Annotated in this window: 17 protein-coding genes; all 17 read right to left on the reverse strand. The window is 38.7% G+C overall.

Annotated features, from left to right (window positions below; all coding sequences use genetic code 11):
• Positions 1-2: 2 nt before the first annotated feature.
• Positions 3-2855 carry a glycosyltransferase gene (locus bhn_RS12250; RefSeq protein WP_071176961.1) on the reverse strand — a complete coding sequence of 951 codons (2853 nt, stop codon included), beginning with the start codon at positions 2853-2855 and terminating at the stop codon, positions 3-5.
• 3 nt (positions 2856-2858) lie between these two features.
• Positions 2859-4874, reverse strand: coding sequence for a DUF6492 family protein (locus tag bhn_RS12255; protein WP_071176962.1), 2016 nt, complete (start codon positions 4872-4874; stop codon positions 2859-2861).
• A gap of 28 nt (positions 4875-4902) precedes the next feature.
• Positions 4903-8088: a DUF6492 family protein gene (locus bhn_RS12260; protein WP_071176963.1), complete on the reverse strand. Its 3186-nt coding sequence runs from the start codon at positions 8086-8088 to the stop codon at positions 4903-4905.
• Between the two features lie 27 nt (positions 8089-8115).
• Positions 8116-9342: a WavE lipopolysaccharide synthesis family protein gene (locus tag bhn_RS12265; protein ID WP_071176964.1), complete on the reverse strand. Its 1227-nt coding sequence runs from the start codon at positions 9340-9342 to the stop codon at positions 8116-8118.
• A gap of 161 nt (positions 9343-9503) precedes the next feature.
• Entirely contained in the window at positions 9504-10322 is an 819-nt protein-coding gene (locus tag bhn_RS12270) for a flagellin N-terminal helical domain-containing protein (RefSeq protein ID WP_071176965.1), read from the reverse strand.
• Positions 10323-10550: 228 nt separating this feature from the next.
• Positions 10551-11369 (reverse strand): flagellin N-terminal helical domain-containing protein, encoded by an 819-nt coding sequence (locus bhn_RS12275; protein ID WP_071176966.1) that lies wholly within the window; start codon positions 11367-11369, stop codon positions 10551-10553.
• A gap of 247 nt (positions 11370-11616) precedes the next feature.
• Positions 11617-12789: a glycosyltransferase family protein gene (locus bhn_RS12280; protein ID WP_071176967.1), complete on the reverse strand. Its 1173-nt coding sequence runs from the start codon at positions 12787-12789 to the stop codon at positions 11617-11619.
• 11 nt (positions 12790-12800) lie between these two features.
• On the reverse strand, positions 12801-13610 hold the full coding sequence (locus bhn_RS12285) for a glycosyltransferase family 2 protein (RefSeq protein WP_071176968.1): 810 nt from the start codon (positions 13608-13610) through the stop codon (positions 12801-12803).
• A 56-nt stretch (positions 13611-13666) separates the two neighbouring features.
• Entirely contained in the window at positions 13667-14146 is a 480-nt protein-coding gene (locus bhn_RS12290; RefSeq protein WP_071176969.1) for a hypothetical protein, read from the reverse strand.
• Positions 14147-14169: 23 nt separating this feature from the next.
• Positions 14170-14571: a flagellar export chaperone FliS gene (gene fliS, locus bhn_RS12295; RefSeq protein ID WP_071176970.1), complete on the reverse strand. Its 402-nt coding sequence runs from the start codon at positions 14569-14571 to the stop codon at positions 14170-14172.
• Positions 14572-14612: 41 nt separating this feature from the next.
• Positions 14613-16148 (reverse strand): flagellar filament capping protein FliD, encoded by a 1536-nt coding sequence (gene fliD, locus bhn_RS12300; protein ID WP_071176971.1) that lies wholly within the window; start codon positions 16146-16148, stop codon positions 14613-14615.
• Between the two features lie 78 nt (positions 16149-16226).
• A complete protein-coding gene (locus tag bhn_RS12305; RefSeq protein WP_071176972.1) occupies positions 16227-16700 on the reverse strand; it encodes a flagellar protein FlaG in 474 nt (157 codons plus the stop codon).
• 162 nt (positions 16701-16862) lie between these two features.
• Positions 16863-18050 (reverse strand): glycosyltransferase family protein, encoded by a 1188-nt coding sequence (locus tag bhn_RS12310; RefSeq protein ID WP_071176973.1) that lies wholly within the window; start codon positions 18048-18050, stop codon positions 16863-16865.
• A 72-nt stretch (positions 18051-18122) separates the two neighbouring features.
• Complete coding sequence (csrA, locus tag bhn_RS12315; RefSeq protein ID WP_071176974.1) at positions 18123-18338, reverse strand: carbon storage regulator CsrA; 216 nt, start codon at positions 18336-18338, stop codon at positions 18123-18125.
• A 43-nt stretch (positions 18339-18381) separates the two neighbouring features.
• Positions 18382-18840 carry a flagellar assembly protein FliW gene (fliW, locus tag bhn_RS12320; RefSeq protein WP_071176975.1) on the reverse strand — a complete coding sequence of 153 codons (459 nt, stop codon included), beginning with the start codon at positions 18838-18840 and terminating at the stop codon, positions 18382-18384.
• A gap of 96 nt (positions 18841-18936) precedes the next feature.
• Positions 18937-21033 (reverse strand): flagellin N-terminal helical domain-containing protein, encoded by a 2097-nt coding sequence (locus bhn_RS12325; protein ID WP_071176976.1) that lies wholly within the window; start codon positions 21031-21033, stop codon positions 18937-18939.
• An 83-nt stretch (positions 21034-21116) separates the two neighbouring features.
• On the reverse strand, positions 21117-22964 hold the full coding sequence (gene flgK, locus bhn_RS12330) for a flagellar hook-associated protein FlgK (protein WP_071176977.1): 1848 nt from the start codon (positions 22962-22964) through the stop codon (positions 21117-21119).
• Positions 22965-22970: the final 6 nt, after the last annotated feature.

A 22970-nucleotide genomic window follows, 5' to 3' on the forward strand; every position in this document is an offset into this window, starting at 1 on the left:
CCTTATACGAGTTTTTTTAATCTGCTAACTCCTATGTGTGCCGGATTGTAATAATCAAATGTAAGTCTATGTATAGCCTCAATATCTGGATCTTCATCTATAAAAAGAGTTTCCACTCCCTTTTTGATATTAACCAGCTTCTCTACTTTCTCACTACTTTCTGAAATAAGCTTATAGCTGATCTTAAGCGCCAACTCTTCAATATCCTCGAATCTGCCTTCCATAATGAGCATATCCCTCAAGTCATTGGTATAAGCAAACATCTCTTTTAATTTCTCTTCCAGAGAAAGCTTGCAGCTATCGTAGGTATATGACACCAGCTCTCCTGTGAAGTTTGCAATCCTTATCTGTCTGAACATGCTAAGGGCATTTTCATCAAGGACTCCATATGTAGCAAAAAGTTCAATACTCTTTAGATAGAAATCGTTGTACATGCCGTGAGAATAAGTGTAGTACTTGCCCACAGATGCGTTCATGCCTGATACATTTACGTATGAATTGAATCTATACAAGCACTTTGGGTAATATGCAAAAGAGCGAACCTTAGGCAAAACCTGAAGATTAAAGAAATAATCAGCTCCAAAGATATCATTTCTAAAGCGGACATCCTTGATGACACTCTTTTTATAAACGTTCAGCTGATTGTTAAGTAGTCCTGCCCTCATGATTCTTTCCCAGGCCCCTCTGCACTCAGCATCGCCTTCTAATACAAAAGGCTCTTTGCTAAACTCTATTACTTTATCGGCATCCTGAGTCAGAATGTTTTGGTTTTCATCGCATTCTGTAGAATTAACTGCAAAAAGAAACATATCTGTTCCAAAGCACTTTAAGTAATTTGCTGCTGTAATAAGTGCATCTGGCATTAAGAGGTCATCAGAATTTAAAAATGTGATATACTCTCCTTTTGCCTTGGAAATGCCTATATTAAGGCTCTCATATATCCATTCATCAGCATGAATAACGCTTATCCTGTCATCAGCTTTTGAATAATCATCAGCCATTACGCCTGTTTTATCAGTTGACATACCCTCAACGATGATGAGTTCCCAGTTTGAATATTCCTGATCCAAGATACTTTGGACTGCCTTTGGGAAGAATTTCTCATTATTCTTAACAGGCATGATCACAGAAATAAGTGGTCCATTAGTGCTTACTTTTTTATCAGCGCTATTAAGTACTGAATATAGCTCATGGGCTATTTTCTTATAATCGTATTTATCCTGATAATCCTCAAATGATCGCTTACATTTTTCCTTAAGGCTATCCTGGTCTGAGCAAAGCTTTCTAAGAGCTTCTGCCAAAGATAAGACATCTCCAGTTGGCACCACCTCGCCGCTAAGGCCGTACCCTGCTGCCTCTTTGGCTACATCAATATTTGTAAGAGCAAGCGCAAGGCCAGTGCTCTTAGCTTCAGGAATTACATTTGGAAAGCCCTCGGAATCTGAAGTAAGCGCAAAGATCTTGCTCTCAAGGAATTCATCATGAAGCCTTTTCTTATCAGTTACCTCTCCGGTAAAAACAACTCTCTCTTTAAGCTCAGGGTTTCTCTCAAAGAAATCATCTATATATTCGTTAAAATCTTCTGCAACTGGGCCAACTAGTTTTAATGTCCAATCAGGGAATTCACCTGCTATCTTTGCAAAAGCTTCAAGCAAGATATCATTCCTCTTTTCCTTTGAACCAATTCTGCCAACAGTTACTATCTCATTTTTCTTTGAATCAAAGTCAGGCACAGTAACAGTATCAATACCAACTGGGTAATATCCGCATCTGACTACATCAATATCCATCTTCCACTTTGCCGCTATAAATTTTTGCAAAGTCTTTGTAGCTGTGGATATCACGTCGCAGTTTTCATAAAACTCGTCATACTTCTTTTCAAAACGAGGGATATTATTTATCCAATAGGAATTTGCATCAAGCGCAAGGTATACAACGCCGTAAGGATTAACCTCCCTATAGATCTTTGAAATAATGATGTTGTCATCATAGGTTCCAAAAAGCATCAGGCAGTCTATGGAATGGCCCATTTCCTCGATCCATTTTTTCTTTGAATCAAGATCATAGCCTTCAAGCTCCACCATTTCTGTTCCTGACACAAATTCTTTAGCTGGATAATCGGTGTTTTTTTCAAGCCCTACCAGATAAACCTTGCACCCCTCTTCCTTATAGAGTAGGTAAGGAACAAGCCCTATATCCTTAACAAGCTCAGAATTGTTAAAAGCTCTGTTATGAGGCGTCATTGCAGCAACTGTTCGAATGTTCCGCTTTGCCTTACTGCTTCTTTCAGGCAATTTATACTCAGGCACAGCAACTTCTCTATAATCTGTAACCACATCTACCATGCCAAAATCATAGGTAGTATAGCAATCTATCAGGGCTTCTTCATGTCCCTTAACAGCTACTACTGTGCTTCCATCTTTTTCAGGAAGGCTTCCACCAGAAAGAAGTGACACAACCCTAAGACTGCATCCATCTATTCTGTCATTAGCTGTATTTGAAAAAATGCACTCGGAATCTGGATACATTTCTTTTAATATGCCATCAATATAAGCTGAAAGCCACTGAATATCTCCGCCCACACAGACAACTTTCATAGCATCAGGCGTTTCCATAGCTTTTTTGATCACCAATAAGATGATCATAAAAAAGGCTTCTATAAGGCCTTGATTACCACTAAAGGAATTTGAAAAGAACTCAAAAGAGCGCTTTACTATAGCGTCTATGGACTTATCCACAGTATGAAGAGGGAGTCTACTATAGTTCTTCAAAGTGTCTTTATAAGAAAAGATTTCCTGAAGCTCCCCGTTATTTTCATACCAATATTTAAAATCTGAATAAGTTACTCTCCCCATTTTTCACCCTATCATAACGCCATTTTCATTCAAAAGTGATGCCAGCATAGCCATCACAGCTTCATCCTCTGTCTTTTTCTCCACAAGGACAACATCAAAAGAACCTTCTCCATAAAAATCAATGACTTCCTCTATACCAGGAAGGATATTCTCTGTTTTCTTGGCAATATCAGCCATTTTGCTGTCAGGTTCAATTCCAACTATCTCGCTCTGGAAATATAAATATTTAAGCGCCTTGATGTCTGCGCCGATACCACATCCATAACACAGGATCATAAGCCTGCCATCAGTGTCTTTATCTATCTCTTGGATAAATGACAGATTGACATGCTTTGCTGCCTCTACATCAAAGCCCTTCTCCTCAGATAATTTCTCGATCTGAGCTTTGGTATCGCTATCTTCTGCCTGTAGCCTTGTGTTATAAATAAAGCTATTTCTTACAAGCATTGATCTGTAGCCCTTTTCTAGTAGCTTAAGTGCAAATGCTTCGTCGATGGCTTCCCTTGATGAATATTTCTCATCTAGGCCATTAACTTCGTTCCATACGCTTCTCTTTACGAGCATTGCATAACTTGATAGGGATACTCTCTCGATACATGGTCTTTCCATAGGTATGTTATTTCTCATGCCAAAATCCATGTACTCTTTTTCTGTATCATAATGAACATCAATAGCCTGTTTATTACCTGCAATATTAGATACACAGCCTACCGCTCCAATATTATTCTCTGAATAAAGAGCTGATCTAAGGAAATATAAGGTATCAAAGGCAAGTCTAGTACTGCTATCAAGAAGAAGAATGTCACAGCTATCATAGCCCTGACCAGCAAGTTCCTTAATAGCCTTGTTTATTCTTGCTCCATAGGTTAAGCTATCATCTTTTGCCGCATAAATTATGGTATAGCTGTCAGCATTAAGAACGCTTTCTACGCTCCCCCTACACTCATCAAGATCTTTTTTGTCAAAGTCATCTGAAATGACGATCACTACACGTTTGTCTCTATCATTAGTCTGAGCAAAGTCTCCAGTATTTACATTGCCGCTTTGCATAGCAAGGATGTCATCCTGCCAGATTTCCTTGTATCCATCGTTAAATTCCATCTGAGCAAGCTGAAGCATCTTCTTGGCTGATAGCTTTTCCTGATATTCCGGATTATCAAAAAAGTTCTTGTGATCCTCTCTAACTTCCTGACCTTTTTCAAAGGATATCGCATCAAAGTCCTTACTAAGCCATTCAAAATCTCTGTCACAGATAGTATTTAGGTCAAAGAACATGGCTCCCATTCTAAAAGAGTGCCAGTCTCGAAGCTTATAAACTGATGGATATCTAAGAGCCACATATGTCCCGTATGTCTCAAATTCGCTAAAGGATGAATCAAAAATCTTATCTGGTTCTATGGCATTTATGATCTTTTCCCAGAATTTTTCACCCTCAAGCCCTTCATTTTTCTCAATATCAGCTATGAGACTCTTCATAATGTCGCATTTCATGAGCATATGCTCTGAGATAAAAGATCTTTCTATTACCTTCTTAAATCCAGGAAGGATCTTACCTAAAGTCTCAAAGTATTCAGGATGAAACTCATGCTTTAGGTCTATATAGGGCTGACCAGTTTCATTACTGAACATATTGATAGGTCTACATGGCACCGTATCTCCATCCCAAACCATGTAATACTCATCTTTGCACATAAAGGCGTACTGCATCTTAAGAAACTGCTGATAATACCAGCCTGTTATGCCTCTAGGCAGCTCTTTTCCTCCAAGTACGCTCTCAAGTCTCTTACTTATTACCTGATGAACATCGTTAAATGCTATTACATCATTTTCATTAACCCATGTTATGTGATCACGGATCTTTTCATTGGAAAAGGCTACGTCCCTAACTGCTTCATTTCCAATAAAGCAGATCTTTCCATAGGAAAAATTATTCACAAGCCTTTCGTACATACCAAGAAGTCTCTGGCAATCCTGTGCTGTTACAACTATTAGTACGTCAAAATGGTTGTCGTTTTGCATAGTTACTCCTTAATATCTTTTCTCGTCTTTAACCAAGTCCACGAGCCACAACATCATACTCTTCAAGTCTCTTTGGCAAAGCCTCTACACTTGGATAAACCGGAATGCAGGAAATAGCAAAGTTTCTTGCTGCTTCATTTTCCTCTACGCCACATACATCGGCATTTGGATAGAGATAATGAATATGTCCCAGCATATTTCCGCAACCTGAGCCTACATGAACCAGACTAAAGTGGCTTTCTTCTGTGTAGCCCTTATCTGCAAGACTCATGATGAAGTTGTATTCATTACGGCTCATTCCTGCATAAAGTGTACTGTCAAAGCCCCACTTTTCGATTACTATCTTTCTGTGCTTAACAAAGAGCTCATGAGGATTCTCAACCCTGATAAAGCTCTGGCTTCCCACATGATAAATAAAGGAATTGTGGCAGACCATAGTTCTATAGCCCAGGTATCTGATGTGAAGACAGATATCATCATCCTCCACATACCCTGGATTAAAGCGCTCGTCAAAGCCTCCTGTTTCATTCCAGGCCTCTTTCCTCACAAGAAGTGCAAAGCCGCAAAGCTTACTCTGCTCCTCAAGAGGGTTTTTCATATAGACATTAAACTCTGCGCCGTGTTTAACGTATTCTTCAGGATCATTAAATTCAACTTCATGAATCTGATCAGCGTCAGCGTAGTTCTGCACTGCACCTACTGCGCCTATATCATCCGCTGCATATAGTCCCATTCTAAGCCAGAAAAGAGCATTTGCAGGAACTCTTGTATCGTTATTTAAAAAGAATACGTCATAATCATCGGAAATATACTGGCAAGCAGCATTATTACCACCAGAAAAGCCAAGGTTTGTCTCATTTAAGATGACCATAGCTTCGTCGTGATTTTCTCCCCACTCGGAAAGCCACTTAGCTGAGCCATCTTTGGATCCATTATCAAATATAACAAGGAGATAATCATTAGGATTGCAGTTGTTGTATATGCTCTCTATGCATCTCTGCATGAGGAATAACTGGTTGTATGACAAAATAACGATAGCAGTCTTTTTGACTTTGATAGCATTATTACTAGCTAGTTCCTTTTTCTTATTCTCTAATCTTGTTTTTGCTTCTGCATCATCACAAAGGAAATGTGCATTTTCATAGCACAGATAAGCCTGATCGACATTCTTACCTACAAGATCATCTCCAAGCTTCTCATATTCTTTATAGGTATCTTTACTGAGGTATTTAAGCCTGTCTTCGATGACGATTCCATCCGAACCAGAATACATTCCCGTGTGCTCATTGACTGCGGAACTTTCACTATCTCCCCAGGTTTCCTTGTAACCTTCCTTATATTCAAGCTGAGCTGCTTCCAGCATCTGCCTAGCTGTGAGCTTTTCCTGATAATAAGGGTTATCAAAGAGATTTTTATTATCTTCTCTGACAGAATGACCTTTTTCAAAAGAGATCGCATCAAAATCCTTGGAAAGCCAGTCAAAATCCCTGTCAGAAATAGTATCTATTGAATAGAAAGTTCCTCCTTGTCTAAAGGAATGCCACTCTCTAAGCTTGTACATACTAGAATGCCTAAGGGCTACAAAAGTGCCGTAGGTCTCAAATTCACTAAAAGCAGAATCCTGTATCATCTCTGCAGGAATTGCCTCAATTATCTTTTCCCAAAAGCTATTGCCTTCAATAGCTTCATTCTTTTCTATCTCCTCTATAAGTTCCCTCATAACCTTTGTATTTATGAGCATATGCTCTGAAATGAAGGATCTCTCTATTACTTTTCCAAATCCTGGAAGGATCTTGCCAAGGGTCTCAAAATATTCAGGATGATATTCATGCTTTAGATCAAGATATGGTTTTCCTGATTCTTCCTGAAACATAGAAATTTTGTGACATGGAATAGTATCACCATCCCAAACCATGTAATACTCATTCTGACACTTTAATGCATATTGCATCTTGAGGAACTGCTGATAATACCAGCCTGTTATCCCTCTTGGAAGTGCCCTTCCAGCCAGAAGATTTTCCATCTTTTTGGTCATGCAGGCATGAACCTTGTCAAAGTTAATAATGCTGTCTTCATTTATAAAAGAAACTCTGGATTCATCAAGTGAACTGCCATCTATGACACTTTTTACTTCATCAGTTCCAACAAAAAAGATAGTACCAAAATCGATATTTGCTACCAGTCTAGGATACAGAGGCAAAAGCCTCTCACAGTCCTTTGGAGTAATGACAACTAAAGTATCAATATTATTATCGCCACTTTCCTTTACATCTTCATTTTTTAAAAGATTTCCCAGTTCCATGATCAGCTGATTTTCCTTTTCTCTATCATAGGCAAAATTATAAATTGTATTATCTCCAAGAGCCTGTGGATTTGATGGAAACTCATATTCTCCATTCCCTTTATCCGTCCACTGTTCAGAATAGATTATTGCTAAATTAGCATTACAGGCTGTCAGATAGTCGCATATCCCACTTCTAAGTCCTATAAAAAGATCAATATACTGTGATAATTCCTGCAATTCATCAAGAGATGAAGCAAGGGGACTAGTCCCGGGAATCATTACTTCCGTCTTAAGACCGTTATAGTTTGTATATACCTTCTTATGAAGATCTTCAGAAATATGCTTTGCAAGGCGCTCCCAAAAATCTATATCGATCCCTTTGAAAGTATTTGCACTTGGCATTAAAACAACAGCGTTTGAATACTCTTCTTTTTTCTTTTCATCAAAAGGCTTATTTTTTTGCATTTTTGATGGTTCAATATCTGCCCCCAGCCCTAAAATAGCCTTTCTTTCCACGCAGATATCAGGAAAATCTTCCAGATAAAGAGATAGTGCATAAGAATCTTTATTCACAAGAATAAATTCCCTATGATTTCCAAAAACTATATGGTTCTGATTCCATAGTTCATTTCTGACTATATAAAGCTCTAAGGCTTCCATCTCCGCAGGTGTTATATCAAAAACCGCATCAACAGCAGGATATTTATTTATTATGCTAACCTGAGATGTCTTGGTCACATACATTAATCTACAGTTGTTCTTGGCCTTATAGGCTTCTGCATATGCCGCCAGCCACACAGTATCGCCAAGCTGCGCTGAACAGATGATTATATCTGTGTTTTCTGGTCTTTTGTCCTTAAGAGCATTATAGATTTCTTCCCCAACAAGGTATTTGTCATTGAAAAAAGTTATAAATTCATTCCATTCCATAGCCTTTTCCTTTAATCTCAAGCTGCATTATTGACAGGATAACCACTCCAAGAAGCTAACTCTTCCTATTCCTCCGCCATGATCATATCCACTGCTGTTATACTCTCTATCCTTGTATTCATCGTCATTGTACTTCTGCCAAAGAAGATCAATTGTGCTTCCATCAACAATGATAAACAGCTCATTTCTGTAATAGTCACTATCTTCTAGAGTGAATTTAAGCTCAAATCCGAGTTTTTCCAGATAATAACTAACAAACCAGGCTTCAGCAAAGCGAAGTCGTCCAAACTGCTCAGCATTGATCCACTCTACATTAGAGTCTTTTCCCCAGTCTCTGGTATCAAGTGGACAATCAAAATAATTCTCCACATCATCTATCTCACCATAGATGAACATGTCGCAGGTATTATAAACTCTAAAGGAAAGGGTAGTAGTGCTGATAGCTATAAGTCTTTTCTTTTGAGTTGTTTCTATTTTTATTGGGAACTGGTCTAAGAGTTTTTCCATGTAGAAAAAGAGATTAGGAGTATGGAATCTCTGATCTGTTCTGGTCTTGCACACTCTCACGCAGCCAAGCTCTCTTGCTTTTCTGATGCCTTCTATTGAAGATACTGTCTGATAGGCACAGTTAGCATATCCTGGCTTTTCGGGAGGTTCATTTAGCAAAACTATTGCCCCTAAACTTTCAAATCTTTCTTTCTGATCCCCTTCACTCTTCCAGGTAGATACGATTATCTCGCACTCTGGATATAACGCTTTGTATAATTTAACTGATTCATAAGTGAAATCATCTTCTTTTTTGATAGGTCCCTGAAGTACGATAGCTGTCTTATATTTAGCACTGTTATGGGATCTGATGCCTATTTCATCGGCTTTTTTAGGTCTGTAAACTTTAGTTAAAAATTCCCCATCATCATGGATTCTTTCTGTTCTTTTGATGACAGTTAATGAAGTTTCAAGCATTCCTATTCCCTGATCATACAGATATTCGATCTCATCTGCATCATCTATATCAAAGCTCTCAAACCTTTCTAACAGATATTTTAACAGATCAATATAGTCAGAAAGCTTGTATACTGCTGCACTTTCATATTCATAATAAAAAGTAAGGGATTCCATCAGAGTATTCGAAGAAGTGAGTAGATTTTTGATATCCTCTACTGCTGTTGAAAACTCAAGATTACAGATAAATTTTTTTGCACCTTTATGTGCTTCGATCAATTTTGCTAATGCATCCATGATCAAATCTTTCATATCAATTCCCCCAAATATGTCATATAGTATTATTTTACCATATTACACGTATTTTCGTATATTAAGCGTACTATCAAAGGATTCTCCTTTGATACAAAAAAGAGCTCCGGTCACCCGGAGCTCTCCTTGGTAGTCTGCAATGTTTTGCAAGAGACTGCTTATTAGCCGAGAAGTGAAAGAACACCCTGATTTGTCTGGTTAGCCTGTGCCAGCATTGACTGTCCAGCCTGTGCAAGGATGTTGTTGTTTGAATACTTAACCATCTCGGTAGCCATATCTGTATCACGGATAAGTGATTCAGCAGCCTGAGTATTCTCTACTACGTTATCAAGGTTCTTGATTGTGTGCTCAAGTCTGTTCTGGATAGCACCGAGGTCAGATCTCTGCTTAGATACTGACTCAAGAGCTGACTTGATTGAAGAGATAGAACTCTTAGCTACGTCATGTGAGCTAACAAGAAGTGCGTTAACACCAACCTTTGTAGCGCTCATATCCTGGATGCAGATGTTGATCTGGTTCTTAGAGCCAGTCTCAGATCCAACCTGAAGATTCTTGTTAGTAAATGTACCATCAAGAAGATTCTGATTGTTGAACTGAGTTGCAGCTGATGTACGTGAAATCTCAGATGAAAGAGCATCAAGCTCTGACTTGATATATCCACGATCTGCTGATGTCAAAGTGTCGTTAGCAGCCTTTGTTGCCAGCTCATTCATTCTCTGAAGCATATCATGTACTTCGTTGAGGGCACCTTCAGCTGTCTGTACTGCAGAAATACCATCCTGAGCATTTGCAGAAGCCTGTGTGATACCTCTGATCTGACGTCTCATCTTCTCAGAAATTGAAAGACCTGCTGCATCATCTGCTGCTCTGTTAATCTTGTAACCAGATGATAACTTCTCACTTGACTTTGACTGGATACCAGTTGTGATACCAAGCTGTCTGTTTGCGTTCATCGCTGTGACGTTGTGTTGTACTACCATAATATAATTCCTCCTTGAATTTGTACGGCAGCTTCCATGCTGCTCGTTTGCTTTGTTTTGAAATGATCTTAGTGCTGGCCTAAAATCATCTCTGTTTTATTTTACACTCTTATTATCGACTATAAATATAAAAACTTTAGGGGCATTTTTAAAAAAATTATATTAATTATTTTTTTCCATCTGAAAAAGGCTCCAGCACTGGGCTGAAGCCTTGAAATTTTTTCTGAATTACTGAAGAAGTGAGAGAACACCCTGGTTTGTCTGATTTGCCTGTGCAAGCATTGACTGTCCAGCCTGTGCAAGGATGTTATTGTTAGAATATCTAACCATCTCTTCAGCCATATCTGTATCACGGATAAGTGACTCAGCTGCCTGTGTATTCTCTACTACGTTATCCAAGTTCTTAATTGTATGCTCAAGTCTGTTCTGGATAGCACCAAGATCTGATCTCTGCTTTGAAACTGACTCAAGAGCTGCCTTGATTGATCCAAGAGCTGACTTAGCAACATCATGTGTGCTAACTTCAAGTTCATTTACACCGATGTGTGTAGCTGACATTTCTTCGATGCAGATATTGATCTGGCTCATAGGGCTTGTTTCAGCACCAACCTGAAGATTCTTGTTTGTGAATGTTCCATCAAGAAGGTTCTGGTTGTTGAACTGTGTAGCTGATGCTGTTCTTGTGATCTCAGATGCAAGTGCGTTGATCTCTGATTTGATGTATCCACGATCTGATGACTGTAATGTGTCGTTTGCTGCCTTTACTGCAAGTTCGTTCATACGCTGAAGCATATCGTGTACTTCGATAAGAGCACCTTCAGCTGTCTGTACTGCAGAGATACCATCCTGTGCGTTATCAGATGCCTGTGTAAGACCTCTAACCTGTCTTCTCATCTTTTCTGAAATTGCAAGACCTGCTGCATCATCTGCTGCTCTGTTGACTCTGTAACCTGATGAAAGTTTCTCACTTGACTTTGCCTGTACGTTTGTTGTTATACCCAGCTGTCTGTTCGCATTCATCGCAGTTAAGTTGTGTTGTACTACCATATCTTATCCTCCATGAACGGGGCCCGCTTCCATGCTGCCTTTCCATCTCTGTTTTTATGTGCAGCTTACGCGGAGTCCCTTCCATGGCTGCTAAGTTTTTTGTTTTACACTAGTAATATCGACCATGAAATTTAATTCTTAACCCTTTTTGAAATATTTTTTTATTTTTTTTGCACAATTTGAATTTTTTTTGTTTTCTTATTAAGTTTTTGACACAATTTGCCGATATATAGGCCCAATGCCCATTTTATGCGCTTGTGACGATTTTGATCATATTGATCACTCGCATTAAAATTGAATGTTTATTACAAACCTCTTCATATCCATTCTGGGAAATTGTTTCTCTTTTTGAATCATTTTTAAGATAATAACTTATTTTGTCATTCATTTCTTCTATAGAAGTAAATGTTTCTAAGTGGGTACCTATTTCAAAATATTCTTCAAGCTCTGGCTGATAATTTGTCAAAACAAATCCTCTGCAGGCCATAATGTCCCAAATCCTCTGTGGAATACCCGTTTGTATGGATCTCATAGTGATATTTAGGTTGATCTTACTCTGTCTAAATACAAAAGGCATCTCTGTCAGAGTCTTTACTCCTCCATGGCAGATAATAGATTTATCAAGATCCTTTGTATTACTTCTGGTAAATAAGTGGATTCCATTTATATCTTTATTTTCTGCCAGGCTGTTTAGCATTCTGATTCTTTCCATATATGCCATATGATATGAAAGATAATTGTTGCTCACTATAAAGTTATCTAGGTCGCAGACATATTCTGTGCTTCCCATTAAACTATCGGTAGCCTTTATTTCTTTTACCGACTCCTCATCGAGATTATCCTCTATCCATTCCATGCCAAATGAAGCCTTATCTACCTGCTCATTCATAAGGCTCATTAACTTATCTTTGCTTTTTTCGGATATCTTAAGCTCTGTGAATGGATCTTTTTCACTATAAAGTGATCCGATAAAAGAAACATCATATAGATATCTGCTCTCATCTCCAAGAAGTTTACTAACTCTTTCAGTAGGAGATCCCAGAGGCAGATAAAAGATATTTTCAGGATTGTAGTCCTTTACTGACAAATACTGACCGTAATCAAAAAGAAATGTCCTATTTGTCTTATTCTTTATACTGTTGTGATATATTTCAAAGACAGGGCAATCAACAGTTTCCGACATATATAATATTCCCAGCCTGTCACATACTATAGAAAGAAACGGAAAATAATTAATAGAAAAAATAAATAGCGGAGAATATTCTGCAATAAGATCACCTAGTCTGTCGATCTTGGTAGAAATATCAAGATTCCCCTTCATTCCATCATCATCTTCAACAACATTTACTCCCATCTGTTTAAAGGCATCAATAAAATCAGGCTCACAAACACTGTTATACCTGTAAAAAATTATATTCATAGAAGGACTCCCTACTTAAGATATGCTTCTAAAATTCTGCCAACATTTTCCAGAACGCCATTCTTTTTGGCACTTACAAGAAGGCTCTCAACAGCTTTATCAAAAAGATTTCTCTCAAGAAGTATCTGCCTGTTCTTGGCAATGATATAGCATCTTGAGTCATAGTACTTACCTATATCTGAGGACATCCCTTCACTTATAAGGTCAACCTGCATAAGCGACTTAGGAACAACTCGGATCTTATATTTAGAAGCAAATCTAACCAGGAATTCCCAATCTTCAAGAGCTGTTATGTTCTCATCAAGTCCTCCAACATCCATAAAGGCATCCTTGTCCACAAAGAAAGTTGGAGATCCAATAAAGTTCCTTACTGCAAGCTCCTCAAGATAATCTTCTCTTTCATCAATGCCTACTTCCACAGCTTCATCTTCGGCAGTTAATGCTGTATACCAATGGGAATAGAGCTGAGCATCCGGGTGCTTTTCTATATAAAGGCACATTTCTTTGAGCTTATCTTTATTCCAAACATCATCGCTATCCTGAAACGCAACCCACTTCTCGCTTACAACTTCTCTCATAGCTCTGTTTCTTGCCTTTGCAGAGCCGCCATTTTTGTCCTGCCTATAATATAGCAGGTTCTCATACTTTTTCTGCAGCTCTTCTATGAGCTCTTTGGTATTATCAGTTGAACAATCATCCATTATGATGATCTGACTAATTTCAAAAAGATCCCCTTTTCCTTCCTGAAAATACACGCTTTCTATAGATTTTTCTATTTTATCTGCTCGATTGTAGGTTGGAATGATAACACTGATTTTCATGAAGAAGCCCCCTTTTCTATAATTCTACCAAAAAAGAGAGCCCTTGGGCTCTCTTTTTAATTTTTATTATCCAAAAACTGAGGTGGAATATTCTGGAAATTATTCATCGTCTTGTAATAATTAAACGCCGCAGCAGATTTCTGTTTGCCTAGATTCATCTTCTGCCTGGCCTGATTGAAGTAGTCTTCTGCAAGCTTTTTGTTTCTATGCTCAGCTGCTTCAATAGATGCGCTCTTAGCGGTAATCTCCTGAATTAGTCCTTGCATACGTTTGATCTGGTCTTTATAGAGTTCCTTATTATCTCCAACTTCTTTTTTGACCTTATCAAATAAAGTCTGGAATCCATCATCCAACTTAAGAAGTTGATCAATAAGCTCACCCTTTACATCCAAGATCTTATCAAAAGCTTCTTCATCGACATTATCAGGGTTCTTGAGGAGCTCTTTTTGCTTCTCATTCTCCTCCTGAATCTTGTCCATGACTCCAATCTTCTTGATCAGACTCTCTTCCAACATATCAAGACTTGCTGACACCATTGGGTAATCTCCTTAATTAAGTATTAAGCATCCTTTACATATACATGATTAGCCTTCATAACTTCTACCCAGTTATCTCTGATAGCATGCATATGTTTGTTGACTTCGGCAACTATTTCTCTGTCTTTTCCCATATTTGCTTCGATAAGTCTTCTAGCAATATAAGAATACATGTTTTCAAAGTCCTGTGCAACCGGATACTTCATATCAAGAGTGTTTCGAAGATAATCAATGATCTTCTCTGTCTTGATTATATTTATATGTGCTTTCTCGACATCATTTTTTTCCAATGCATAGTCTGCAACATTTAAGAACTTGATTGCTCCATCATAGAGCATAAGTGTAAGTTCTGGGCCAGAAGCTCCCATTACCTTATTATTTTTATACTGTGCATATGCATTCTGTTGAGCTGATAATATTGCCATTGGCGCTCCCTCGCAATCTTTTTTGAATTTTTAATATTTCATTAGCTACCTGATCCAAAGAAATTGGACAAGGATCCGCTTGAACTATTGACCTTAGCTAATGCTGTCTCCATCCTGGAGAACTTGGAATACAGCTTATCCTGAGCTGCTTCCAGTGCGCTCTGCGCATCAGAAATCTTAGTATTATATGCACTATATTGTGAAGCCATGAGTTTGTCTTCATAAATAGTAAATGAGCTACTATATTCTGTGCCCTTCATCAGATCTGAAAGTCTGCTGTAAAGATTCTTGGATAATTCAGAGAAGAAGTTCTGTACTGCAGTAGGATCTGAGGCAATGAATCCCTTTAAAAGATCAGCGTTGCCACTTGTTGATGAGTCATCAGGATCTCCATCGATATGAAGAACGTCTCTCTCATTTTCTTCTGTTGTGAAATAGCTTCCTGTTCCAATGCCAAAGTATCCGAGAGAAAGGCTCTTTACTGTTCCATCCTTCATGGTAATATCAAAAGAGCTGTTCATAACCTCTCTAAGCGCCTGCTTAACAGTTCCAATTGTCTCATCTTTGCTAAGAAGTCCATCTTTGATCTTCTTTTCCCACTCTTCAACTTCTGTATCAGACATTTCTTTCTTCTGATCATCAGTAAGCATCTTGTACTTAGTAGCTTTATCTGCGTTATAAAGAGTAGCAAATTCCTTCATGAGATCATTGTACTCTTTGAGCATATTCTTGATATTATCGTAGATACCGCTTGTATCCTGCTTGGTTGTAAGAGTGATACCCTTAGCTTCTTCATTAGCTGTAATAGTAAGGCCATTTATTTCAAATGTATTACTATCTGATGTATACTTCTCACCGTTTAATACGATCTCAGCACTTGAACCAGCTATATAATTGGAATTATCAGCCTTCTTTGTAAGTCCCAGTGCGTTCATTGCTTTAGTTGACTCACTATCGATCAAGAGGTCAAAGGATTTAGCCTCACCAGCTTCCTTAGATGAAACGAAAAATCTTCCGTTCTTTTCATCGTAGTTGAAGTTAAGGCCTGTTCCTGTCTCAGAAGATGTAGCATTCTTAAGTTTGCCAAGGATACTTTCTACTGTATCTCCGGCTTCAACAGTTACAGAAAGAACATCTGAAGCCTTGCCTCCGATACTGAACTTGATCTTATCACCTGCTGATAATCCTAATTCTTCTGCTGTTGTCTCTTTTGTAGCCTTTGAAGTTCCAACTGTAACTTCCTGACCAGTTAAATAAGCAGATTTAGCAAGCTTATTGATATCAAGTGTCTGTGTTGCATCCATAGCTGCTTCACCAGTAACTACAGTTGCTGCACTTTCATTTGATGATGTAGTTGTCTTCTTGGTATAAGCAGTTGAGAATCTCATGTTGCTAAGTGCACCGTTATAGAACTTGGTCACTTTCTTATTGAGTTCTTTCCACTTATCCTGTTTCCAAGTAAGTTTTTTCTGATCGCCCTTGGCTGTTTCTAATCTATCTTTCTTGGTCTGTGTGAGCGCTGTTATGATACTTTCTGTATCCAGCCCTGAATTCATTCCTGTTATTCTGATAGGCATAGGCTTTCTCCTTTCTCAATCCGTGAGTGTACTAATTTGACATCCATGTCAAACAACATATGTTACATACCGGAAATGTTAGCGTTTCTCGTCTACCATGATTCCAGCTATTTCCCAAACCTTGGCAATCATATCAAGAGTCTCATCTGGTGGAAATTCCTTGATGACTTTCTTGGTCTCTTTATCAACCATCTTGATTGTTACTCTGTTGGTCTTCTCATGAATACCAAATACTGCCTCAGCGCTTGACTTAGCATTCTGAGTCATTTCAGAGATTGCCTTCTTGACCTTTGCATTATCAGCCTGGATCTGCTCTTCAGTAGCCTCAATAAACTCCTGCTCGCTAGCATAGTTCTGAGGGCCACTCTGAGTATTAGTATTGTTTGAGCTATCAGCAGCTTCTACCTTGAATTCAACATTCTGCATGCTGCCGTCAGCTTCACGATTAACTACTTCAGAATTAGCCTGACTCTGCTCCTGTACCTGTGTTTTTACCTGTGGCTGCGCCTGCTGTATAAGTGGCGAAAAGCCGTTAATTGCTTCCATTCCCATAATCCTATACCTCCATGGTTTCGAGAACATCCTTGTTATTGACCATTTATAATCTTATAAGTTCAAATGAGATTGTTATAGCATTTCTTATCCTCTATATCGGATACAAGAATTAAAACATTAGTCTTTTGAGGAAAAAAAATCCTAAAATTAATAAAAATTTTAGGATTTCAAAATATCCTGCAGAAGTTTTGTGTAGGCGAAATTTTCAAATACCTTTTTCTGACCATTAAAAGCAATTTCTTTGCGCTCATCTTCATGCTGGAGGTAATAAGCTGTCTTTTGTATCATATCCTCAGGCGTATAAGCCATTACAAGATCAACTCCGTCTTCAAAATATTCCGCGATCTCAGCCTGATAATTTGTAATAAGGAATCCCCCTGCTGCCAGAATATCTATTACACGAAGTGATACTCCTGAAAGAATAGATCTAAGGGTTATGTTCAGATTTACCTTACTTCTATGGAAAACTCTTGGCATCTTTTCGTTGTAGCTGGCAAGCCCTAAGTCGCACACGCCTTCAATAGGCTTTGTCCCTGGAGAAGTATAAAGAACTGTATTAAATCTTTTACCCATTTCAGTCAGAATATTTCTTCTTTCATTTACAGTGACTTTTTTCCTAAGGATATCCAGCATAACGCCGTCGTAATCTATCTCATATTTGCCGGTCTGTTCGAACTGTATGTACTGTCTTAGCTCTTTTACCTTCTCATATGGGTATATCTCTTCCTCTGTAAAAAAGTCCGCCCCAAATACACGTTCCTGGGCTTTGATAACCGCATCTGTATAGCCTTTAAGTACTGGTGGCAAGAAATTAACCTGATCATAGAAGTTATATTCATTGTCATAAAGATTTCCAAGAAAACTTACGTCATGCTCATATGCAATTTCGCCGCCAGTTTCCTTGTCAAGCTTCTGACATAGTTCTCCAAGTCTCTTTTCATTAACTCCAAGTGGTGAGTAATTTATGGTCTTAACACCCTTATTAACCATATTTTGGTAAAGTACTTTATCAAAGACAAATATTCTGTTTACAGGATTATTGGTCACATGTGAGTCCAGCGTATAATGAGGGCAATCAAATACCCAGCTCACATAAGGAATATCGTATTTCTGGCAGGCTTCCGAAATATTGGGGAAGAAATCAAAGCTATACAGAAGATCATAGTATCTCTTTCCTGCTTCATCTGTTTTGGTCACCAGTTCTTTTATCTTTCCTTCTATTTCAGGTGTCAGATCAAAGCCATTCATATTGAGCTTAAAAACATCGACCTGATGTCCCAGCCTTTTCATGGCATCTCTGCAATCCTCACCATTAAATTCATCCCAGTCGTAATAAAGTATGCGCATATTTATCCTCTAGCAAAAAATAGGCCGCTGCCCCTATGGACAGCAGCCTTAATCTCAAATGATATGAACTGATCAAAGAAGCTTTTTGAGTTCTTCGATTCCGGAAACATCAGTAGCTTCCTTATTCTCGTTCTGAATCTGGATATAAACTTCTTTTCTATAGATCGGAACATCCTTTGGCGCAGAAATACCGAGCTTGATCTGATCACCCCTGATGTCCAAAACTGTTACTTCTATATTGTTATTAATAACGATAGACTCGTTCTTTTTTCTTGATAATGCTAACATATGGTTCTCCCTCCGCGGCTAATGTTTTTGCTGGTTACTCAGATCATCCCTTTGCTTCTTTATTCTTCTGAAGGATGTCATAAATAGGGAACTTCACCGGATATTCATCATTATCAATAATTGTCTGGGAAGCCTTCATATCTTTGGTGTTGATGATAAATGGTCCCTTAAGATTAACTGTCATGAGTTTTAAGTCATGAGGTACTGTGACTGTTACAAGAACAAGCATTTCTTCCTCACTAAGATTTCCAATATACTCAACTTCAGCTTTATCAACAACAGGTTTATAATCTGGGCAAACTACTAATGGATCCATTACTGGCATAGCAAAATTAGGCTCATCAATAGACTGAAGCCACTTAATTGTGTTAGACCCCTGGTCCTCATCATGCATAAGTGTAAATCTTGTCATATCAGGGAATCCAATTATTCCATTTGGAAAAGTAATGATCTTACTCTCCTCAATTTCTACTTCGCCAAATACTCTAGTTGTAAGTTTCATGCTGTAACCTCCATTGTCTTTGGGACATCGCTACATTCTAATTATAAACGTTATTTCGTAACTATGCCACATTTTATTTTATCTGATGACAAGTCATCAAATATAATTCATTAAACTGGACTGGCTGATCTTACCAGTTGCCATAAGACTTGCTTCATAAGTGGTCTGAGCTGATGTGAGCTGAGTTATAGTCTCAGCAAGGTCAATATCCTCATTTTCAGACTGAAGAGTCTTGAATGTTGTAGTCTGGCTCATAAGTCTTGTGTTGATAAGATCAAGTCTCTTGGACTTAGTACCATTCTCGGTAACTGCAAGGTTTGCAGTATCAAGAGCCTTCTGCATAGATGTAATCTTGTGCTCAAACTCTTTCTGAATCTGCTCTCTCTGGAAATCATATGATTTCTGGGCTGCTTCAATCTCGATTGAGAGCTTATTTTTCTCTGTATCCGATTTAGCTGCGTCCAACTTATCATTAAGGATCTTAAGTGTACTCTTCATCTGAGTAAGCTGGTTGAGCTTATCCTTCAGATCATCCACATCTCTTTTAACACTTGTTGTGAATACTGCGTCAGCTGTAGTGTTAACAACTACTGACTGTGCAAAACCTACATCATAAGCGATGTCGTGAGCTGCTGAACCTCTGTTATATAGTACTGTACCATTTTCATCGGTGAATTGGCAATTAAATAAATTCTCAGGTCTGATGTCGCCTGTATTCCATTCCTTTTTGTCATAAATTACATCGATGGTATTGGCATTTATAAGATCTGGAAGTGTTGAAAGCTTGTTTGTAAGCTCCTTGTTCAGAAGGATTTCACCTGTAGCTGCGTTAAATACTGCAATGGATCCCTCTTTTCTTGCAACTAGGTCATTATAAAACTCGTCAATATCATCATCTGATGTTGTTGAATAAATGATCTTGTCCTTGGTGATATTTAAAGTAGTCTCTTTGTATGAAGAATGGATACTGCCGTTTCCTGTTACATTTACTACGTTCTGAGTAGAAGTTCCATCAGCATTGTCAGTTACATTCTTGTCTCTGATGGTATATGTTCCATCACTGTTAACTACGCAAGTTGCTGCATTGCCGTTGTACTCCATCTCCATTGAGTAGGTCTGTCCAATAGCCTGAAGGAGAGGAAGTCCAAAATGGATCTGCTCGCCGTCATCGTTAGTATATGTGATAGTTGCCTTCTGAACAGAATCAAGGTTTGTCTGACCTGAAGCAATATTGCTGCTCTGCTTTGCAGGATCATAGATTCCATTAGAGTCGATTCCAAATGTATATGTCTGAGTATCGCTGTTAGCAGTGATATCATAAGTTCCATCGTAATGAGAAACTACTGTATAAGTAATTCCTTCGTTGGTAACTGTATAGCTTTCTCTTGATCCGCCAGGCTCAATTGCAGGAAGCATAGCATAATAGCTCTCACCTTCATTATTAGTAAAGTTGAGCTTAATGACATCCATCTTTTCCTCAACTGTACTTGTAGCTGGCTGCATCAGTTGCTCTCTCCACTTTAGAGATGGAGTATTGAAGCTGTCTGTAGTGTAGCTTAATATATCATAAGAAAGTCTGAGTCTTCCGACTGTCTGCTCCACGATGTCGCTCTCATATACAGCATCAGAAGAAGAATCAAGGATCTTTTCAGAATCAAGCTTGCTAAGGCCTGTTACTCTGCTGGATGTACTGATATCAGCAGCTTTGAATTCATCATTGATATCCTCGTAATCTGCTGTTGTTGTCTTATCAAATGTAAGGGATGTATCTGTTCTGTAACCTGTAAATACGTATCTTCCGGCGTAGTCTACATTACCTGTAGAATAATACTCTTTTGAAAGAGCCTCCATCTGAGTAATGATCGTTCCAAGGTCGTCGATAGTGAGGTCTTTATTGGCACCCTTAGTAGCCTGCTTAACACAGTCAGTAAGAACAGACGTAACTGTAGAAAGAGCGTCGGCTGTTACATCAAGCCAGCTCTCTGCATCCTTAGCATTCTTTTCATAATACTGGGAAATCTGAGTGACGTTGCTTCTAAGACGAAGTGCTCTTATGGCTATAACAGGATCATCGGAAGGACGTGTGATCTTTTTGCCTGTAGACATCATAGTGTTGAGCTGGTCCTCGCTGATCTTGTTATTGTTAATATTATAAAGGGAATTGTTCTGCATTATTTTGTTAGTGATACGCATAGTACAACCTCCAGATAAACTTCCATGTCAAAAAATGCGCATCCATGCAGTCATTTTTGTCATCTACAATACATATCGGCAGATTATACTCCTGTCTGAAGTATCAATCTGTCATAAATTTCAGTCAGAGTCTGGATCATCTTGGATGAAAGTGTGTATGCGTTCTGATACTTAACAAGGTTTGAAGCTTCTTCATCTTCATCTACACCTGCATCTGACAGGCGCTGATTCTTGATAGTTACTTCAAGAGCCTCATAGGTCTTTTCCAATGTTCCAGCATTACTTGAATTAAGGGCCACGTCTGCAAGAACCTTTGTAAGGTATTCTCCAGAAGTTGCTCCTCTGAATATCTTTTTGGTCTCAAACATCTCTTTTAATCTTGAAAGGTTACCATACTCTGATTCACCTTCTGTTACGTCAGCCTTTGTAGCAAATCTCTCTGCGTTCTCGACTATTACGCTGTTAACCTCGAAGTTGCCGCCTCTAAGCTTGTAGTATCCCTTATTCTGAGAAAGAGAAGTGAGCTGCTCGTAGCTATACTGCGCTACAGAGTTGGTATCCATTGCTCCTGTCAAAAGAGCTACACCTTCCAGTGAGTCTGATGTATAACCTGTTACCATGATCTCATTTACTGCAGATGAGAACTGTCTTACCCACTCGTTCATCTGCTCGAGATAATATGGAATTCCCTGATAATCATTACCGTAACCGATAGTAACTAATCTGTTAGTATCAGGTGTACTTGAAAGTGTTGAATTGTCTATAGTAAATGTAAAAGTCTTGTCTCCGTCATAAGCCCATGAATCATACTTATAGGTCTTGTCGCCGATGTGTATAGTTCCATCCTCAGGAAGAGTACACTTATTCATATCCTTAAGATATGCGGCATCAACTTCAACCTGCACCGTAACTGGTCTTGCAAGGGGATCAATTATCGTGCTCTTTCCATTAAAGTACTGATTGTTATTACCATCACGCATAGCAAGAAGTCCCTGGAGCTCGCCGCCGATGAGCTTTGACTCAATAGAGAAATCTGCAAGCTCTTTGATGTCATCGCCATCCTTGTAGCTGGCTGTTCCCCACTTGATATCATAAAGCCCTGATACATCGTTCTGATTAACAGATCCATCTTCATCTCTTGCTACACAGATCATCTTTCTGTATTCGTAGGTATCAACAAGCTCGTATCCACCTGCAACCCAGATCTGAAATCTTGTTGCGCCTGTTACTCTGTCTGGATTATTCTCGTCTACTACAGGAGTTTCCTTGGTTTCAACTGAAACCATCTTAGAAAGCTCATCGACGAGTACATCTCTTTTATCTCTAAGTTCATTGGCTGTTGTGCCAGTCATTTCAATAATGTTGATCTGCTTGTTTATCGAAGCAACTTCCTGAGAGATTGAGCTGATTCTGTCAGCACAGAGCTTGATCTCTGAGTTGATGTCGCTCTGAAGTCCCTGAAGCTGGTTATAAACGTTGTTAAAGTATTCTGTAATACTTCTTACTGATGATACGTATGTAGTCTTGGCTTCCGTTGTACCTGCTGCGGTCTTGACTGACTGAAGTGCAGCTTCCATCTTTGTGAAAAGAGATGAGAAGCCGGTTGTTCCGTCATCATCAAGATACTGTTCAACAAGCTTTGTATAGTAGTTCTTCTGTTCTACATTTCCAAGGAGCTGCTCATTATTTCTGTACTTGACATCATAAAAGCTATCGCGGACTCTCTCAATCGCGATAGTCTCAACGCCTGCACCGGCGCATCCATATTTTGCAAATACTCTTAGGGCATCTGCAGCTTCCTGATTGACCTTCTGCCTGCTGTAGCCCTTAGTCTCTACGTTGGATATGTTGTTTGCTGTCGTGTTAAGGGCTGCATTAGCAGCGCGAAGACCTGATGCAGCGATGTTAAGTCCAAAAAATTGTGATACCATAGCATT

The sequence above is a fragment of the Butyrivibrio hungatei genome (genome assembly GCF_001858005.1).
Taxonomy (GTDB): domain Bacteria; phylum Bacillota; class Clostridia; order Lachnospirales; family Lachnospiraceae; genus Butyrivibrio; species Butyrivibrio hungatei.

Bases quoted from the DNA above. Each gene is read 5' to 3' on its own strand.
- bhn_RS12250 (WP_071176961.1), bottom strand. From the start codon at position 2,855: ATGGGGAGAGTAACTTATTCAGATTTTAAATATTGGTATGAAAATAAC.
- bhn_RS12255 (WP_071176962.1), bottom strand. From the start codon at position 4,874: ATGCAAAACGACAACCATTTTGACGTACTAATAGTTGTAACAGCACAG.
- bhn_RS12260 (WP_071176963.1), bottom strand. From the start codon at position 8,088: ATGGAATGGAATGAATTTATAACTTTTTTCAATGACAAATACCTTGTT.
- bhn_RS12265 (WP_071176964.1), bottom strand. From the start codon at position 9,342: ATGAAAGATTTGATCATGGATGCATTAGCAAAATTGATCGAAGCACAT.
- bhn_RS12270 (WP_071176965.1), bottom strand. From the start codon at position 10,322: ATGGTAGTACAACACAACGTCACAGCGATGAACGCAAACAGACAGCTT.
- bhn_RS12275 (WP_071176966.1), bottom strand. From the start codon at position 11,369: ATGGTAGTACAACACAACTTAACTGCGATGAATGCGAACAGACAGCTG.
- bhn_RS12280 (WP_071176967.1), bottom strand. From the start codon at position 12,789: ATGAATATAATTTTTTACAGGTATAACAGTGTTTGTGAGCCTGATTTT.
- bhn_RS12285 (WP_071176968.1), bottom strand. From the start codon at position 13,610: ATGAAAATCAGTGTTATCATTCCAACCTACAATCGAGCAGATAAAATA.
- bhn_RS12290 (WP_071176969.1), bottom strand. From the start codon at position 14,146: ATGGTGTCAGCAAGTCTTGATATGTTGGAAGAGAGTCTGATCAAGAAG.
- fliS (WP_071176970.1), bottom strand. From the start codon at position 14,571: ATGGCAATATTATCAGCTCAACAGAATGCATATGCACAGTATAAAAAT.
- fliD (WP_071176971.1), bottom strand. From the start codon at position 16,148: ATGCCTATCAGAATAACAGGAATGAATTCAGGGCTGGATACAGAAAGT.
- bhn_RS12305 (WP_071176972.1), bottom strand. From the start codon at position 16,700: ATGGGAATGGAAGCAATTAACGGCTTTTCGCCACTTATACAGCAGGCG.
- bhn_RS12310 (WP_071176973.1), bottom strand. From the start codon at position 18,050: ATGCGCATACTTTATTACGACTGGGATGAATTTAATGGTGAGGATTGC.
- csrA (WP_071176974.1), bottom strand. From the start codon at position 18,338: ATGTTAGCATTATCAAGAAAAAAGAACGAGTCTATCGTTATTAATAAC.
- fliW (WP_071176975.1), bottom strand. From the start codon at position 18,840: ATGAAACTTACAACTAGAGTATTTGGCGAAGTAGAAATTGAGGAGAGT.
- bhn_RS12325 (WP_071176976.1), bottom strand. From the start codon at position 21,033: ATGCGTATCACTAACAAAATAATGCAGAACAATTCCCTTTATAATATT.
- flgK (WP_071176977.1), bottom strand. From the start codon at position 22,964: ATGGTATCACAATTTTTTGGACTTAACATCGCTGCATCAGGTCTTCGC.